The 15,451-nt window shown below is 54.1% G+C and carries 16 protein-coding genes; 4 read left to right on the plus strand and 12 right to left on the minus strand.

The window, feature by feature from the left end; genetic code table 11:
* Positions 1 to 58: 58 nt before the first annotated feature.
* Positions 59 to 850, minus strand: a complete 792-nt coding sequence (ucpA, locus tag WES_RS06270) for an SDR family oxidoreductase UcpA (protein ID WP_000517454.1) — start codon at positions 848 to 850, stop codon at positions 59 to 61.
* 229 nt (positions 851 to 1,079) lie between these two features.
* Between ucpA and murQ the strand changes: the two genes are divergently transcribed.
* Positions 1,080 to 1,976 (plus strand): N-acetylmuramic acid 6-phosphate etherase, encoded by an 897-nt coding sequence (murQ, locus tag WES_RS06265; protein WP_001175639.1) that lies wholly within the window; start codon positions 1,080 to 1,082, stop codon positions 1,974 to 1,976.
* A gap of 3 nt (positions 1,977 to 1,979) precedes the next feature.
* Complete coding sequence (murP, locus tag WES_RS06260; protein ID WP_016235246.1) at positions 1,980 to 3,404, plus strand: PTS N-acetylmuramic acid transporter subunit IIBC; 1,425 nt, start codon at positions 1,980 to 1,982, stop codon at positions 3,402 to 3,404.
* A 146-nt stretch (positions 3,405 to 3,550) separates the two neighbouring features.
* Here the strand turns inward: murP and yfeX are convergent, their stop codons facing one another.
* The 4 genes from yfeX to WES_RS06240 all read right to left on the minus strand — a co-directional run bounded on the left by yfeX (position 3,551) and on the right by WES_RS06240 (position 6,189).
* A complete protein-coding gene (yfeX, locus tag WES_RS06255) occupies positions 3,551 to 4,450 on the minus strand; it encodes a porphyrinogen peroxidase (RefSeq protein ID WP_010356930.1) in 900 nt (299 codons plus the stop codon).
* A 95-nt stretch (positions 4,451 to 4,545) separates the two neighbouring features.
* On the minus strand, positions 4,546 to 5,121 hold the full coding sequence (locus WES_RS06250) for an RpoE-regulated lipoprotein (RefSeq protein WP_016158744.1): 576 nt from the start codon (positions 5,119 to 5,121) through the stop codon (positions 4,546 to 4,548).
* Between the two features lie 206 nt (positions 5,122 to 5,327).
* Positions 5,328 to 5,777: a DUF2919 domain-containing protein gene (locus WES_RS06245; RefSeq protein ID WP_010356932.1), complete on the minus strand. Its 450-nt coding sequence runs from the start codon at positions 5,775 to 5,777 to the stop codon at positions 5,328 to 5,330.
* Positions 5,764 to 6,189, minus strand: coding sequence for a GNAT family acetyltransferase (locus WES_RS06240; protein WP_000406000.1), 426 nt, complete (start codon positions 6,187 to 6,189; stop codon positions 5,764 to 5,766). Before WES_RS06240 ends, WES_RS06245 begins: the two co-directional genes overlap by 14 nt.
* A gap of 213 nt (positions 6,190 to 6,402) precedes the next feature.
* On the opposite strand from WES_RS06240, the gene amiA reads away from it, so the two are divergent.
* Both amiA and hemF read left to right on the plus strand, forming a co-directional pair.
* Complete coding sequence (gene amiA / locus WES_RS06235) at positions 6,403 to 7,272, plus strand: N-acetylmuramoyl-L-alanine amidase AmiA (protein ID WP_000102903.1); 870 nt, start codon at positions 6,403 to 6,405, stop codon at positions 7,270 to 7,272.
* A gap of 3 nt (positions 7,273 to 7,275) precedes the next feature.
* A complete protein-coding gene (gene hemF, locus WES_RS06230; RefSeq protein ID WP_016158745.1) occupies positions 7,276 to 8,175 on the plus strand; it encodes an oxygen-dependent coproporphyrinogen oxidase in 900 nt (299 codons plus the stop codon).
* Positions 8,176 to 8,180: 5 nt separating this feature from the next.
* On the opposite strand, the gene eutR is transcribed toward hemF, so the two are convergent.
* The 7 genes from eutR to eutH are packed head-to-tail and all read right to left on the minus strand — an operon-like array spanning position 8,181 to position 15,356.
* Positions 8,181 to 9,233, minus strand: a complete 1,053-nt coding sequence (gene eutR, locus WES_RS06225) for an HTH-type transcriptional regulator EutR (RefSeq protein ID WP_000753695.1) — start codon at positions 9,231 to 9,233, stop codon at positions 8,181 to 8,183.
* Positions 9,234 to 9,278: 45 nt separating this feature from the next.
* Entirely contained in the window at positions 9,279 to 9,767 is a 489-nt protein-coding gene (gene eutK / locus WES_RS06220; RefSeq protein WP_010350327.1) for an ethanolamine utilization microcompartment protein EutK, read from the minus strand.
* A 12-nt stretch (positions 9,768 to 9,779) separates the two neighbouring features.
* On the minus strand, positions 9,780 to 10,439 hold the full coding sequence (gene eutL, locus WES_RS06215; protein ID WP_001111028.1) for an ethanolamine utilization microcompartment protein EutL: 660 nt from the start codon (positions 10,437 to 10,439) through the stop codon (positions 9,780 to 9,782).
* A 9-nt stretch (positions 10,440 to 10,448) separates the two neighbouring features.
* The gene (gene eutC / locus WES_RS06210) at positions 10,449 to 11,336 is read right to left on the minus strand and encodes an ethanolamine ammonia-lyase subunit beta (protein ID WP_016158746.1); all 888 of its coding nucleotides are present in this window, start codon (positions 11,334 to 11,336) and stop codon (positions 10,449 to 10,451) included.
* A 20-nt stretch (positions 11,337 to 11,356) separates the two neighbouring features.
* A complete protein-coding gene (gene eutB, locus WES_RS06205) occupies positions 11,357 to 12,718 on the minus strand; it encodes an ethanolamine ammonia-lyase subunit alpha (protein WP_016158747.1) in 1,362 nt (453 codons plus the stop codon).
* Between the two features lie 11 nt (positions 12,719 to 12,729).
* Positions 12,730 to 14,133 carry an ethanolamine ammonia-lyase reactivating factor EutA gene (gene eutA, locus WES_RS06200; protein ID WP_016235247.1) on the minus strand — a complete coding sequence of 468 codons (1,404 nt, stop codon included), beginning with the start codon at positions 14,131 to 14,133 and terminating at the stop codon, positions 12,730 to 12,732.
* Complete coding sequence (eutH, locus tag WES_RS06195; RefSeq protein ID WP_016158750.1) at positions 14,130 to 15,356, minus strand: ethanolamine utilization protein EutH; 1,227 nt, start codon at positions 15,354 to 15,356, stop codon at positions 14,130 to 14,132. Before eutH ends, eutA begins: the two co-directional genes overlap by 4 nt.
* Positions 15,357 to 15,451 lie beyond the last annotated feature (95 nt).

Consider the following 15,451-nt stretch of genomic DNA (forward strand, 5'->3'; position numbering starts at 1 on the left):
TTGAAAAGGGAATAAGACGAAATCCTCCCCACACATGCAGGGAGGAAACAGAGGTGAATCAGATGCCGACGCTGACCGTCTCCGGCAGTGTGCTGCCACCATCGATCACATTCTGTGTACCGGTTAAATAGCTGGATTCATCCGACGCGAGGAAGGCCGCCAGCTCACCGACTTCCAGCGGATCGGCGAGGCGACGCAGCGGGATTGCTTTCGCCATTTCAGTCAGTACCGATTCCGGATCTTGCGGATTTGACTGGCGGGCAATACTTTCCGCCATTGGCGTGCGAACGTATCCAGGGCAGATTGCGTTAACGCGAATCCCCGACTGCGCGTACTCCACTGCCAGCGATTTGGTCAGCCCCACAATCGCCGCTTTCGTTAAGGCATACGCCGTTTCGCCCGGATCGGCCACCATATCGCCGGTGACCGAAGACATCATCACAATGCGACCATCTTTGCGGGCAATCATTTCCGGCAGCACCGCTTTCGTGACGTTCCACACGCCTTTAATATTGATATCAATATGGAAATCGCGATCGTCATCGCTCATTTCAAGAAAACTACCCAGACGGCAAACACCTGCGTTATTCACCAGAATATCAATGCGCCCTTCTTTTTCCTTCGCGCGCTTGATCGCTGCCGTAACTGACGCCGGGTCGCGTACATCAGCAATTACCGCCGTACAGCGATGACCACGACCACACAGCTCATCCGCCAGCTTTTCAATCTCAGGGGAGATATCCAGCAAGATTAGGTTTGCGCCATGACGCGCAAAGGTTCTGGCAATTCCTTCACCAATGCCTTGCGATGCGCCCGTAATCAGTGCTGTCTTGCCCGTGAGTTTACCCATTTCAAGTTTCTCCTTTTGAATACAGAGCATTACGCTCTATTGTCCCTACCATACCTGAATAACAGATCAATGCTGAGGAGTGGATCTAAATTCAGGAAAATCTTAAGTAAAATCTCCCATAACCACAACTCTGTCATTGTATGCATTCCCTGCTGTACATAATCAGGCAGGGAGATATGATTCACTCCATATGAAATTATTCGAAGGCAAATATTTAAGGTGATTGTATATGCAACTTGAAAAAATGATTACTGAAGGTTCGAACAGTGCCTCGGCTGAAATCGACCGCGTATCGACGCTGGAAATGTGCCGAATTATCAATGATGAAGATAAAACCGTTCCATTGGCCGTTGAGCGAGTACTGCCGGATATCGCAGCGGCGATTGATGTCATCCACGCCCAGGTGAGCGGTGGTGGTCGTCTGATTTATCTCGGTGCCGGGACTTCCGGTCGGCTGGGGATTCTGGATGCCAGCGAGTGCCCCCCAACCTATGGCGTGAAACCGGGTCTGGTGGTTGGTTTGATTGCTGGCGGCGAATATGCCATTCAGCACGCGGTAGAAGGCGCGGAGGACAGCCGGGAAGGCGGCGTCAACGACCTGAAAAATATTGCTTTAACGGCGCAGGATGTGGTTGTCGGTATTGCTGCCAGTGGTCGCACGCCGTATGTGATTGCCGGGCTGGAATACGCTCGCCAGTTGGGCTGCCGCACGGTCGGTATTTCCTGTAATCCCGGTAGTGCTGTTTCAACAACCGCAGAGTTTGCTATTACGCCAGTCGTCGGGGCTGAAGTGGTTACCGGTTCTTCGCGGATGAAAGCAGGTACGGCGCAGAAACTGGTGCTCAACATGCTCTCCACCGGGCTGATGATTAAGTCAGGAAAAGTGTTCGGCAACCTGATGGTCGATGTGGTCGCCACCAACGAAAAACTACACGTGCGCCAGGTCAATATTGTCAAAAACGCGACCGGATGTAGCGCGGAACAGGCGGAAGCGGCGCTAATTGCCTGCGATCGCCACTGCAAAACAGCGATTGTAATGGTCTTGAAAAATCTCGATGCCGCAGAAGCGAAAAAACGCCTGGCGCAGCATGGGGGTTTTATTCGTAAGGCTCTGGAAAAGGAATAACCTATGGCTAAAGAGATCAGCAGTGAGCTTCTGAACACCATTCTTACCCGCGTCGGCGGCGCGGGAAATATCGCCAGTTGTGGTCACTGTATGACGCGTCTGCGTCTCGGTGTACATGACAGTTCACTGGTTGATCCTGATATCAAAACGCTGGAAGGGGTGAAGGGTGTCATTTTGACCAGCGATCAAGTACAGGTGGTATTTGGGTCGGGCAAAGCGCATCGTGCTGCAAAAGCAATGAGCGAGTTGTTGGGTGAAACACCTGTGCAGGATGCCGCAGAAATCGCCGCTCAGAACAAACGTCAGTTAAAAGCCAAGCAAACCTCTGGCGTGCAGCAATTTCTCGCCAAATTCGCCACTATCTTTACGCCGCTAATTCCCGGATTTATTGCCGCCGGTCTGTTGCTGGGGATTGCGACGTTAATCGCCACGGTGATGCACGTTCCGGCAGATGCCCAGGGAACGCTGCCCGACGCACTGAATTTTATGAAGGTATTCAGCAAAGGCTTATTCACCTTCCTGGTGATTCTGGTGGGCTATAACGCCGCTCAGGCCTTCGGCGGCACGGGTGTAAATGGCGCAATTATCGCCGCACTCTTTCTGCTCGGTTATAACCCAGCAGCCACCACCGGTTACTACGCTGGTTTTCACGATTTCTTCGGCCTGCCTATCGATCCGCGCGGCAATATTATCGGCGTACTGATTGCCGCCTGGGTCTGCGCCCGCATTGAAGGTATGGTGCGTCAATTTATGCCGGACGATCTCGACATGCTGCTAACCTCGTTAATCACTCTGCTGATCACCGCCACGCTGGCATATCTGGTGATTATGCCGCTGGGAGGCTGGTTATTCGAAGGCATGTCCTGGCTGTTTATGCATCTGAACAGTAATCCACTTGGTTGTGCTGTACTTGCCGGGCTGTTCCTGATTGCCGTGGTGTTTGGCGTGCATCAGGGCTTTATTCCTGTTTACCTCGCGTTAATGGACAGCCAGGGATTCAACAGCTTATTTCCCATCCTTTCAATGGCAGGCGCGGGCCAGGTGGGCGCGGCACTGGCGCTTTACTGGCGCGCGCAGCCGCACAGTGCCTTACGCAGCCAGGTGCGCGGGGCGATTATTCCTGGTTTGCTGGGCGTGGGTGAACCGTTGATTTACGGTGTAACCCTGCCCCGCATGAAACCGTTTGTTACCGCTTGTTTAGGCGGCGCGGCGGGTGGATTGTTTATCGGGTTGGTCGCATGGTGGGGTCTGCCGATGGGTTTAAACAGCGCCTTTGGGCCGTCTGGCCTGGTGGCGTTGCCGCTGATGACTTCGGCACAAGGTATCCTTCCGGCAATGGCGGTTTACGCTGGCGGGATCCTGGTGGCATGGATTAGCGGGTTCATTTTCACCACGCTCTTTGGCTGCCGTAACGTCAATCTGGACTAAGCCGTAACTTAGAAACAAAACAGCCCGATACGCTACGCTTATCGGGCCTGCAGGTTAACTGCAATTTATTGAATTTGAACGATCATACAAGCCGAATAAAGCATTTACGCCGCTCCGGCAAGACGCTACAGGTGCGTGAGTAAAACTTACAGCGCCATCAGTTTGTCCAGCGACGGCGCGAAGTAATAGCCGCCAGTGACCGGTTTGGTGAAACGTAACATTGCGTCACGTTTGCCATCGCTATCGCCAAACATGCTCAGCAGCTGCTGCTCAATGTTGTGCAGACGTGCGCAGTAAGCGCAGAAGTACAACCCGTGCGTGCCGCTGGCGGTGCCGTATGGCAAGCTCTGGCGAACAATCTTCAGCCCTTTGCCGTCTTCTTTCAGATCAACGCGGGTCAGGTGAGAAGTTTCCGGGCGTTCGTCGCCGTCGATCTCTTCGTTGGCCTCTTTGGTACGACCGATCATCATCTCCTGATCATGAACGCTCATACGGTTAAGCTGCTTCAGGTTATGTTCCCAACGCTGTACAAACACGTAACTACCGCCTGCATCCACGCCGTCTTTGATAACCGCCACTTCGCGACGCGTCTCTTCACCCGCCGGGTTTTCTGTACCGTCAACAAAGCCGCTCAGGTCACGTTCCTCAACCCAACGGAAGCCGTGGATCTCCTCTTTCACTTCAATGCAGTCACCAAAGGCTTCCATCGCCGCCTGGGCGACAGAGAAGTTTACGTCATGACGCAGAGAAAGAATGTGGATCAACACATCAAACTGGGTCGTTGGCGCAAGACCTTTACCGTAACCCGGAAAATCTTTCAGCTCTTCGGCACCCACGCCGCCGCTCAGAGCACGCCAGGTGTTGTTGCCAAAGGCAACCACCGCGCCGAGATGCGCATCCGGGAATTTTGCTTCAAAGGTTGCCAGTTTATCGGCAAAGGTTTTACTGGCCGCACGCAGGGCATCAACTTCCCCTTTAACGTTGGCTTCAATCCAAATCGCTGCGCGGCAATGTTCTGGCAAAATGCCACTCTGAACCTGAGACATTGTTCCTCCTGAAAATAAGAATGCCACGCAATCCGTGGCATTGTTGGGCGCTATCTTACGTGTTTTTTTGCGGCGGCGGTTTGTTCAGACGCAAATTAACGCCGCCAGATAATTTTACTGACTTTCCAGTTTTTCAGGGTATCGTCTGAAGGCATTAACCCTTCAGGACCACTCCACTCACCGCTGAACTGGTAGCTAATATGTTGGCTGCCTTCGGCTTTACATTCCACAGCACGATTATCATCACCGTCGGCTTTTTGGCAATTGCCAAATGCTTTGCTGTAAAGGTCGCTAAACGGTGTTCCGATTTTAACACCCGTGTCAGCAGGAATATCGCTATCAAGCACATCAATGCGGCTGATTGTGCCCTGATCGCCATTAATCACCATCGCCACGTTGTCGCCTTTCATCACTTCGAAAAAGCGCACAACATTACCGTTCGCAGTTTTCATTCCGCTGCGCAGGCGATAATCACCATCAAGCGCACCGGCAATGGCTTGTTCTTGTAGCGGCGTAGACGCCGTTAATTCACCCACCCCCTGCTCGCTCACTTTGGTGGACGACCCAAACCAGTTCCACGGGTTAGCGGCAGACCAGTTAACTGACGACATGGTGGAACAGCCGGTCAGCATCAACGGCATAGCGCATAACAATAAACGCAGCGATTTCATGTCACTTCCTTTGGTTATTCAATAACGTTGCTTGGAGTGCGAATTTGCAAAAAAGTGCCGTTAGAAGCTGATGACAAACACAGAATTGCCTGATGCGCTACGCTTATCAGGCCTGTTTTTTCCTGCAATGTATTGAATTTGCGAAAATTTGTAGGCTGAATAAGCCGTTCACGCCGCATCCGGCATAAACAAAGCGCGCCTCTGCGCTATTCTTTTTCTTCATTAAAACAGGCACGTAAGCGTCGATTGGTCAAAAGCCAGATTAACGCCACAATATCTGCCACCACCAGCGCCAGACCGATACCGCTAACAGATTCACCGTTCAGCCACAGCCACGGTTGCCAGCAAAGCAAAACGAACTGCGCCAACAGCAACAGAAAATAGAGCACATGCCAGATACGGGGAAACGTAGCCCGCCGACCACTCAGCAAAAACGCCAGCACCGCCGGAATGCCGGGAATCAACCCCAGCCAGAAATTATCGTGATCGGGATAAAACAGATTCAGCAGCGCAGTACCCTGCTCGCGCGATGCACCGGCAATCACAAACAGTACCCAGGTTCGCGCCTGTAGCAAAAGCACAATCCAGAAGAGAAAAGGTAAACGCAGGCGTCCGTGCGCATCATAATGGACAGGATGAAACTCAGTACTCTTCATCTTCAATCAAACGCTTACCCAGACTCAGCACATCGGCGTGTTCATACCCCAGTCGTTCATACATTCCAAGCACCATGTCGTTATCTTCCGGAACGTTGATCTGAATTTTCGGGCAACCACGAGCAATCAGCTTTTTCTCCAGCCGATTAAGCAGCGCATTGGCAATCCCACGCCCGCGAAACTCAGGATGCACGCCAAGATAATAAGCAGATCCGCGATGCCCGTCATAACCGCCCATCACCGTTCCGACCACTTCACCGTTCACCTCAGCGACCAGAAACAAACTGACGTCATGGTTCATCTTGCGCTCGATGTCCATTTCCGGATCATTCCACGGACGCAGCAAGTCGCAACGCTCCCAAAGGGTGATGACCTCTTCGAAATCTTCCTGGCGAAATACGCGTATCTCCATGGTATTCGTTACCTTTTTGCGGGTTAAAAGGGTGATTATGGCGTGAACGGTTGAATTAGCCAATATCTGACGAAAATCGGTTGAAAAAGTGGCATAATGGGGAGTTGTCAACTATTGAAATGAAAAGTAAAACAATTCTCAACAGCAAACGGTCGTAACGGATTACGCGATACGATATAACATCTGGAACTTTATTATTACAACTCAGGCCGTATGAGCACTTTTAAACCACTAAAAACACTCACTTCGCGCCGCCAGGTGCTGAAAGCCGGATTGGCTGCCCTGACGTTGTCAGGCATGTCGCAAGCCATCGCCAAAGAAGAACCTTTAAAAACCAGTAACGGACATAGCAAGCCAAAAGCCAAAAAAGCTGGCGGCAAACGTGTCGTTGTTCTCGATCCAGGCCACGGAGGGATTGATACCGGAGCGATCGGTCGCAACGGTTCGAAAGAAAAACACGTGGTGCTGGCGATTGCTAAAAACGTCCGTTCCATTTTGCGCAATCATGGCATTGATGCGCGTTTAACGCGTTCTGGCGATACGTTTATCCCACTGTACGATCGCGTTGAAATCGCCCATAAACATGGCGCGGATCTGTTTATGTCAATTCACGCCGACGGCTTTACCAACCCAAAAGCCGCTGGTGCATCAGTCTTTGCCCTCTCTAACCGTGGCGCAAGTAGTGCGATGGCAAAATATTTGTCGGAACGCGAAAACCGTGCCGATGAAGTCGCCGGGAAAAAAGCGACTGACAGGGATCATCTATTGCAACAAGTGCTGTTTGATCTGGTGCAAACAGATACCATTAAAAACAGCCTGACGCTTGGCTCGCATATCCTGAAGAAGATTAAGCCGGTGCATAAACTTCACAGCCGCAACACTGAACAAGCCGCGTTTGTGGTGTTGAAATCACCGTCGGTTCCTTCAGTGCTGGTGGAAACTTCGTTTATCACCAACCCGGAAGAAGAGCGACTGTTAGGCACGCCGGCGTTTCGTCAGAAAATTGCCTCTGCCATTGCCGAAGGCGTGATCAGTTATTTCCACTGGTTCGACAACCAGAAAGCACATTCGAAAAAGCGATAAGTTATGAAGCCCGACGCACACCAGGTTAAACAGTTCCTGCTCAACCTTCAGGACACAATTTGCCAGCAGCTAAGCGCCGTAGATGGCACAGAGTTTGTCGAAGATAGCTGGCAGCGCGAAGCTGGTGGCGGCGGGCGTAGCCGGGTGTTGCGTAATGGTGGAGTTTTCGAACAGGCGGGCGTTAACTTTTCTCACGTCCACGGTGATGCGATGCCGGCTTCCGCCACCGCTCATCGCCCGGAACTTGCCGGGCGCAGTTTTGAGGCGATGGGCGTTTCGCTGGTCGTGCATCCGCATAACCCGTATGTCCCCACCAGCCACGCTAATGTGCGCTTTTTTATTGCCGAAAAACCAGGTGCCGATCCTGTCTGGTGGTTTGGCGGTGGCTTCGACTTAACCCCCTTCTATGGCTTTGAAGAAGACGCCATTCACTGGCACCGCACCGCCCGCGAGCTGTGCCAGCCATTTGGTGAAGACGTTTATCCACGTTATAAAAAGTGGTGCGACGAATACTTCTACCTCAAACATCGCAACGAACAGCGCGGCATTGGCGGGCTGTTCTTTGATGATCTGAACACGCCAGATTTCGACCACTGTTTTGCCTTTATGCAGGCGGTAGGCAAAGGCTACACCGACGCATACTTGCCTATTGTTGAGCGACGTAAAGCGATGGAATACGGCGAGCGCGAGCGTAATTTCCAGCTCTACCGTCGCGGGCGTTATGTCGAATTCAACCTGGTCTGGGATCGCGGCACGCTGTTTGGCTTGCAAACCGGCGGGCGCACCGAATCAATCCTGATGTCAATGCCGCCGCTGGTACGCTGGGAGTATGATTATCAACCGGAAGAAGGCAGCCCGGAAGCGGCGTTGAGCGAGTTTATTAAGGTCAGGGATTGGGTATGATTTCCTCACCCCAACTCCTGCATCCGCTGATGCAGCGTCAGTGATGGCTTCTCGGCAAACAGTTGCTGATAATCCGTGGCAAATTGCCCCAGATGCCAGAATCCCCACTGCATGGCGGCGTCTTTTACCGTTGTGCTTTGCGACCACGGGCTTATCAGTTCGCGGCGCACAGCGTTCAGGCGAATGCGTTTCAGCCACGCGTTCGGGCCAATGCCTAAAATAGCGTGAAACGCGTTTTGTAACGTACGGCGACTGACATGCAGTTGATTGCACAAGTCCAGCACCGTTACCGGTTCGGACATGTTTTCCAGCACATATTCGCGGGCGCGGGAAAGCAAACGGCGGTAACTCTGATGACTAATGCTTTCCGCCGTCACCATTGGCTGCGCTTCTTCCAGCATCGCCCCCATCGCCAGCAGCAAATTGTCACCCAGCACTTTACGTACCGCAGGCTGATGCAAATTCTCGGGATTCTCGCAAAATGTTGCCAGCGCCTGCTGGACAAAGCCCCACAGCGCGGCTTTATGCTGCTCTTTCACTTCAAGCGCCGACTGGCTACGCAGCATATGTAATACCCGATCAGGATTATGCAAAAAGTTAGCCTGCCGGGTAATGACATCTTCAGAAAGCACCACGCCAAGAATGGTGTAATCGTCCGGCGTACTTAATTCAAACTCGGTGCCACCAGGGCGTGTGGCAATTTCTGCGCTTCCCAGACATTGCGAACCGATAAATCCCTGTTCGCCACGCGTCGCCGGAATGCCAAACCAGAAAGAGTTCGGCCAGACCAGGCACGACTGGCGCAGCGCCAGACCGGTGTATTCACGGAAAACCTGAATATCATCAAGCAGGATTTCCGTAAATTCACCATGAAACTTGCCCGGATGGAGCTGATCGTAAATCTGCTGCCAGGCGGTAATCGTCAAAGCATGTTCATAGACATCCGTTGTCTGTCGTTGATGAACATTATCCACTTCGACCTTCGGCGTGAGCTTCAGGTTTTCGGGTAAGGGTTCATGATAAAGATGGTGCAAATTGGCTGTACGGGTCTTTTTCATGATGTTAATGCCGGATGTTGTATGACATCCGGCACCTCCGACAGGTTAATGGGGCTTGAGACGATAACGACTACTGCGTTTACGCAACGTCCCGGCAGAAAAGAGCTGTTCGAGCGCATTTCTGGCTTTTTCCAGCGGCCAGCCAAAGTGGGCAGCCACTTCTCCTGCCGTCATTCCCTGACGTACTGATGTTAACAGCGCCAACAACTCGTCAGCAGATCCCTCGGCAATAGCGGACGCATCAGGTTGCTTCGGCTGGCGGTTAAAGCCAGTAACCAGCCACTGGGTGTCATCATCAGGCCGACCGATTTCCTTACGGCTGATGACGCGCCCGGTACGCATCGCGGCGGCACAACCTGCGTCCAGCGCCGCACGACACGCCGCCAGATCACCTTCCACCACCAGCGTTAAGCGACCAGGGTCAAGCACTTCGTGACTGAGCAGACGCACGTTAGCCGCTTTCAGCATGGCATCTGCCGCATCTATCGCGGCGACCATGCCGTCCACTTCCAGCAATCCCAGTGCATTGATCATCGGCAACCTCCATTACGCACGCTGGATTGGATTACGCGCGATTTCCAGCACGGCATCGGTAAAGGCGTTGCAGGCTGCTTTACACGCGGCCTGGCTACCGGTTAAAAATGCCGCTGAATAGTTGGTTTCTGACGGTGGCGGGACATAGGTCACCAGTTGCACGTCGGCAGATTTCAGCGCCGCATCAATGCCGTAGGTCGCTTCCAGCGGCGGCGCCACCAGATACGCCAGCGGATCGCCGAGCGTAATTCCGGCGGTTGATGAGAGATAAGAACCGGTACGCGAAACCACATGCGCGAGGAATGCGGTGTCTTGCTTATCGTTCGCCCACTGGAACGCCGCGCCATTTTCAATATGCGCAACCATCGCATCCAGGCCGGCACGCACTTCCGCCGGGTTTGGCCCACCAAGCATAATCAACACTTCACCGGCAGTCGGTGACGGACCGTGCGCCGCGCCGGCATACAGCGAGCGACCATAAACCACTTCCACCATCGCCTGTTTGGTCGCTTCGTCAGCCGCAATGTAGGTAACATCATCAGAGTCGGCGGAAATCAGCCCGAGACTACGAATATGCGGCGGCAATTTCAGTTCACGCGCAAAATCAGCGTTAACGGAGGCAATCACCCGCATGGCGGTGACCGACGGTCGAATCAAATCTAAAGCTGGCATGATGCCTCCTTATCGGGTCATGTTGATGCCGGATGCTTTCTGCTCCAGCATACGTTTCGCCAAATCCACAATGACGGCTGCGGCTTCAACCGGCGGCGTACCGCCCTGGTGAATGTTAGAGATACAGGTGCGATCGGCCTCAACGGTGGTCGCCATACGCGGTGAGTAAACGGCGTAGCAGGAGAGACTTTCCGACTGTCCTAACCCCGGGCGTTCGCCCACCAGCAGAATCACCACTTTCGCGCCGAGAAGTTCGCCAATCTGGTCTTCAATCTTCACGCGACCATAACGAACAAAGAATGGCGTACCGACTTTCAGTCCCGCATGTTGCAGACCCGCCATCAGCGGCGGCAGGATCTCTTCGTAGTTCACGGTGATGGCATCAGTTGACAGGCCATCGGAGACAACGACCTGTACGTCCGGATTAGCAACACACTGTGCTTTCAGGGCTTCAACAGCTTCAGCACACAAGCGACGCCCCATGTCCGGGCGAGTCAGGTAGAGATTTTTGTCGCTGATTTCAGAGCGTACTTCCAGCAGCCCCTGCGCTTTCACCCACTCTTCCGGCACTTCTTTCAGTACGGTGTCTTTCGAACGTGAGTGGTCGGCCAGGAAACGCAGCAACGCCTGAGTACGCGGACGCGGGCCGGCACGACCGGTACAAACGCGAGCCACGGTGCTACGACGCAGTTCTGTTAATACGTCTGCGCGATGCGGATTTTCCACGCCAATCCATGCCTTTGCTTCAGCGGAACCTAAATCCAGCGCGCAGCTTTCAGAGGTCACCGGCGCAGCGCACGATGTGGTGGCGCATTTGGTTTCCGCTGGCGCGGCATCCGCCTGTCCCATTGACGCCATCACGCTGCGTACAATTTCTTCAATCTGTTTTTGATCCATGATGTGTTATCTCCGCGTCATCAGAAGAACAGTGACGGATCGCCCGCCCGTTTGGTCAGGCGACCGTTTGCCATAATGCCCATGCTTTCCAGCCAGCGTTCAAACTCCGGTGACGGACGCAGGTTGAGTAACTGACGCACTGTGGCGGTGTCATGGAAGGCGGTGGTCTGATAGTTGAGCATGATGTCATCGCCCAGCGGCATCCCCATGATGTAGTTACAGCCTGCGGTTGCGAGCAGGATCATCAGGTTTTCGTTGAGGTTCTGGTCAGCATCAGCGTGGTTGGTGTAGCAGCAGTCACAGCCCATAGAGATGCCGCTCAGCTTGCCCATAAAGTGATCTTCTAAGCCCGCGCGGATAATCTGCCGGTCGTTATAGAGATACTCCGGCCCGATAAAGCCGACCACGGTGTTGACGATAAACGGATCGTAATGACGCGCCAGCCCGTAGTTTCGCGCTTCCATCGTCACCTGATCAGCGCCGAAGTTCGCGCCAGCGGAGAGCGCAGAACCTTGCCCGGTTTCGAAGTAGAGGCAGTTTTCCCCGGCAATACGGTTGAACTCCGCGCCCACTGCGCGCGCTTCGTCAAGCATCGCCAGTTCCACGCCAAACTCTTTCAGCCCTTTTTCGCTGCCGCAGATACTCTGGAAAATCAGCCCGCCTGGTGCGCCACGACGAATCGCTTCTATCTGGGTGGTGACATGCGCCAGCACGCAGCCCTGGGTTGGAATATTGAATTTGTCGATCACACCGTAAATGGTATCCAGCACACGGCTTAAGTTTTCCACGTCGTCCGTCACCGGGTTGACGCCAATCACCGCATCGCCTACCCCAAAGGAAAGCCCTTCGTAGATTTGCGCGGCGATACTTTGCACATCGTCACGGGTATCATTTGGCTGCAAACGGGCGCTGAAAGTGCCTGGGATACCGATGGTGGTATTGGCCTTTTTGATCACCGGCATTTTCTTCGCGCCGTAGATCAGATCCGCGTTGGAGCAAATCTTCGCAACCGCTGCGACCACTTCCGAGGTCAGCCCTTTGCGGGTAAAAGCAATGTCGTCAACTCTGGTCTCGTCGCTCAGCACATACTCGCGCAGCTCGCTGATACTCCAGTTTTTAATCTGGTTGTAGGCCGTTTCGTTAACGTCATCCTGAATCAGCCGCGTGACGCAGTCCTCTTCATAAGCAATCACCGGATTATTGCGGATATCCGCCACCGTCATTTCCGATAACACCTGCTTTGCCGCCACGCGCTCCTGCGAGCTTGCCGCAGCAACGCCCGCCAGCACATCCCCCGAACGCAGTTCGTTGGCTTTAGCCAGCACCTCTTTTACATCCTTAAACTGATATACATTGCCGAACAATGTGGTCTTTAGTTTCATAAGTCGTTCCCTCAGGAAGGAAATGCGAGTGATTTCACCGTCACCGGCACAACCGATCCGCCAAAAAGAGGCGTACCAATGTCGATATAGTCCCCCGCGCGGACAATCACTTCATCAATGACTGCCAACGGGAGTTGTTGTAGCTGTGGGCGCAATAACATACCCAGAGCTTTACCAAAGTCCTGCCCAGCTACCACCAGCAGGGGATGCGGATTCGGAAAACGCGCGACGAAATCGACCAGCGCGTTGATAACCGTCAGTACCGAGGCGTAACGCACCGGAAGCCCGGCGGGAAGCGCCAGCACGTACGCGTCAGTTTTGGGGCAAAGATCAAGCTGAATCAGCGCCTGTTGCCAGGCATTCACCAGATCCGTTTCATCAATCGGGATCGCCACCGGCAGATTGCGCAGCGGCAGTTGTACGCCCTCCAGCCAGATAGTGCTGCCCGAGAGCGAAAGGGTATGCGCGCCCGCGCCAATCACCGTGGCGCGCACGGTTTGCACCGGAAACTGCACGTTCATTTCACGCAGGCGCGGATGCTCATGCAGCGCCGTTGCCAGAAGCGGGCCGATATCGGCGAAACAGAACGGATCGGCGGGCTGGTGGCGATAACATTCGCCAACCCCGCCGGAGAGCGTAATGATTTCGGGCGTAGCGCCTGCGGGCAGCAAACCGGTTTGCATCAATGCCTGCGCGAGCGGAGAGAGCGTTCCTTCAATCACTTCGACAATCAGCGTCGCCATCCGCCGGGTGACCTGCACCAGTTGCGCACCGGTCAGTGAACGGGCATCGGTGCCTGCGCCGAAGCACTCATCCACAATCATCTGCCCCGGTTTATGGGCGTAAACCACGCGTCCCTGGCTGTCGGTTTCCAGCAGGCGACCGCCGACGTTCAGGCAGGCAGTCCCGCTGATTTTTCCGACATCGAACAGGGCGTAGTTCGCGGTGCCGCCGCCGATGTCGATATTCAGTACCCGACACAGCCGTTGTTCAGAGAGGGTTTGCGCCCCGGCTCCGTGACCGGCGATCACGGATTCGAGGTGCGGCCCGGCGCTGGCAACGACAAAATCGCCCAGCGACTGAGAGAGCGCCATCACCGCCGGGCGAGCATTGCGGGTTTTTGCGCTTTCGCCGGTGATAATGATGGCACCGGAATCAACGCTTTCCGGCGCAATGCCCGCAGCCTGATATTGCTCGAGGATTAAGGTTTTCAGTTCCGCTTCTTTTAAACCGCCCTGTTTATCGACAGGGGTAAAGAACACCGGGCTTTGCCAGCTAATTTCGCGTTTGATAAATTCGTAGCGCGGCACCTGCGACACCGCCGCACGGTTAACCAGTTCCAGATGGGAGAAGATCACCTGAGTGGTAGTGGTGCCGATATCGATACCGACGCTCAGTAGCTGGCGAGTGCTCACGATTGCGCCTCCGCTGCGTTTTTAGCCGTTGCCGCGTCTTCTTTTGGCACCAGCATCATCGCCACGCCAATCGCCGTGACGCCGCCAATCAACTTGCCGACAATCATCGGGAAGATCATGGCGTTCATGTTGGCAGCCGCGAAGCCTAAATGGTCGCCCAGGGCGAAGGCTGCGGAAACGGCGAAGGCGCAGTTGATGACTTTGCCGCGAGTATCCATCTGCTTCATCATGCCGAACATCGGGATATTGTTAGCAAGCGTCGCCACCATGCCTGCTGCCGCGATATTGTTCATATTCAGCACTTTACCGACGCTCATCAGCGGTTTTTCAAACCAGCGGGTCAGTAGCAGTACCATCGGATACGCGCCAAGCAGGACGCAGGAGATCGAGCCGATAACTTCAATCGCGCGCATCACTTCACCAGGTTTGTCACCAGGCGCCATAAAGATCGGATCAAGACCGGGGATCAGTTCCCAACCGAGGAGGAATTTCACCACCGCAGCGGCAAGACCGAGGGTGATTAATGCAACGAGAAATTTGGCGAAGATCTGGAAGCCGTTGATCATTTTTTCCGGGATGAATTTCAGCCCCAGCGCCACCAGCACCGCAACGATAAGCACCGGGATCATGTTCATCAGGATCAGCGCAAAGGTGAACTCCACAGGCTGACCGTTGATCTGTACACCGGAGTACATAGCTACCAGACCTCCAGCGATACAACCAATCGGAATGGTCACAATGCCCGCCAGCACGCCGAGCGCCAGATAACGACGATCTGAGGGTTCGATAATGCCGAGCGCCACCGGAATGGAAAACACAATCGTTGGCCCCATCATCGATCCGAGAATTAACCCAGAGTATAGCCACGCTGCTACGTCACCGCCCGCCAGCTCTTTGGCAAGGAAGAAGCCGCCCATATCACACGCCAGCAGTGTTCCGGCAAACATGGAAGGGTTTGCGCCGAGCATTTCATAAACGGGGATGATTACCGGCCCAAGTACATGCGCCAGTACCGGTGCCAGCGCGGTCATACCGACCATCGCCAGACCCAGTGCGCCCATCGCCATAAAGCCTTCTTCGAACTGACCGCCTGATCCTTCGATACTTTTACCGAACTTACCGAGGAAACGAGCAGAGCCGCCGAACTGTGACAAGATCCTGTCTATGGCCGCTATCAGCATAAAGAACATCATGATGTACATGATGATTTCGTTAATTCCCATCGCCTTTACTCCCTGTTAGTTGTTATTTATTGGCGGATGCGGCGTGAACGCCTTATCCGCCCTACCTGTGCAATCCCCCAGGCCGGATAAGACGC

The organism is Escherichia sp. KTE31 (genome assembly GCF_000407925.1).
GTDB classification, from domain to species: Bacteria; Pseudomonadota; Gammaproteobacteria; order Enterobacterales; family Enterobacteriaceae; genus Escherichia; species Escherichia ruysiae.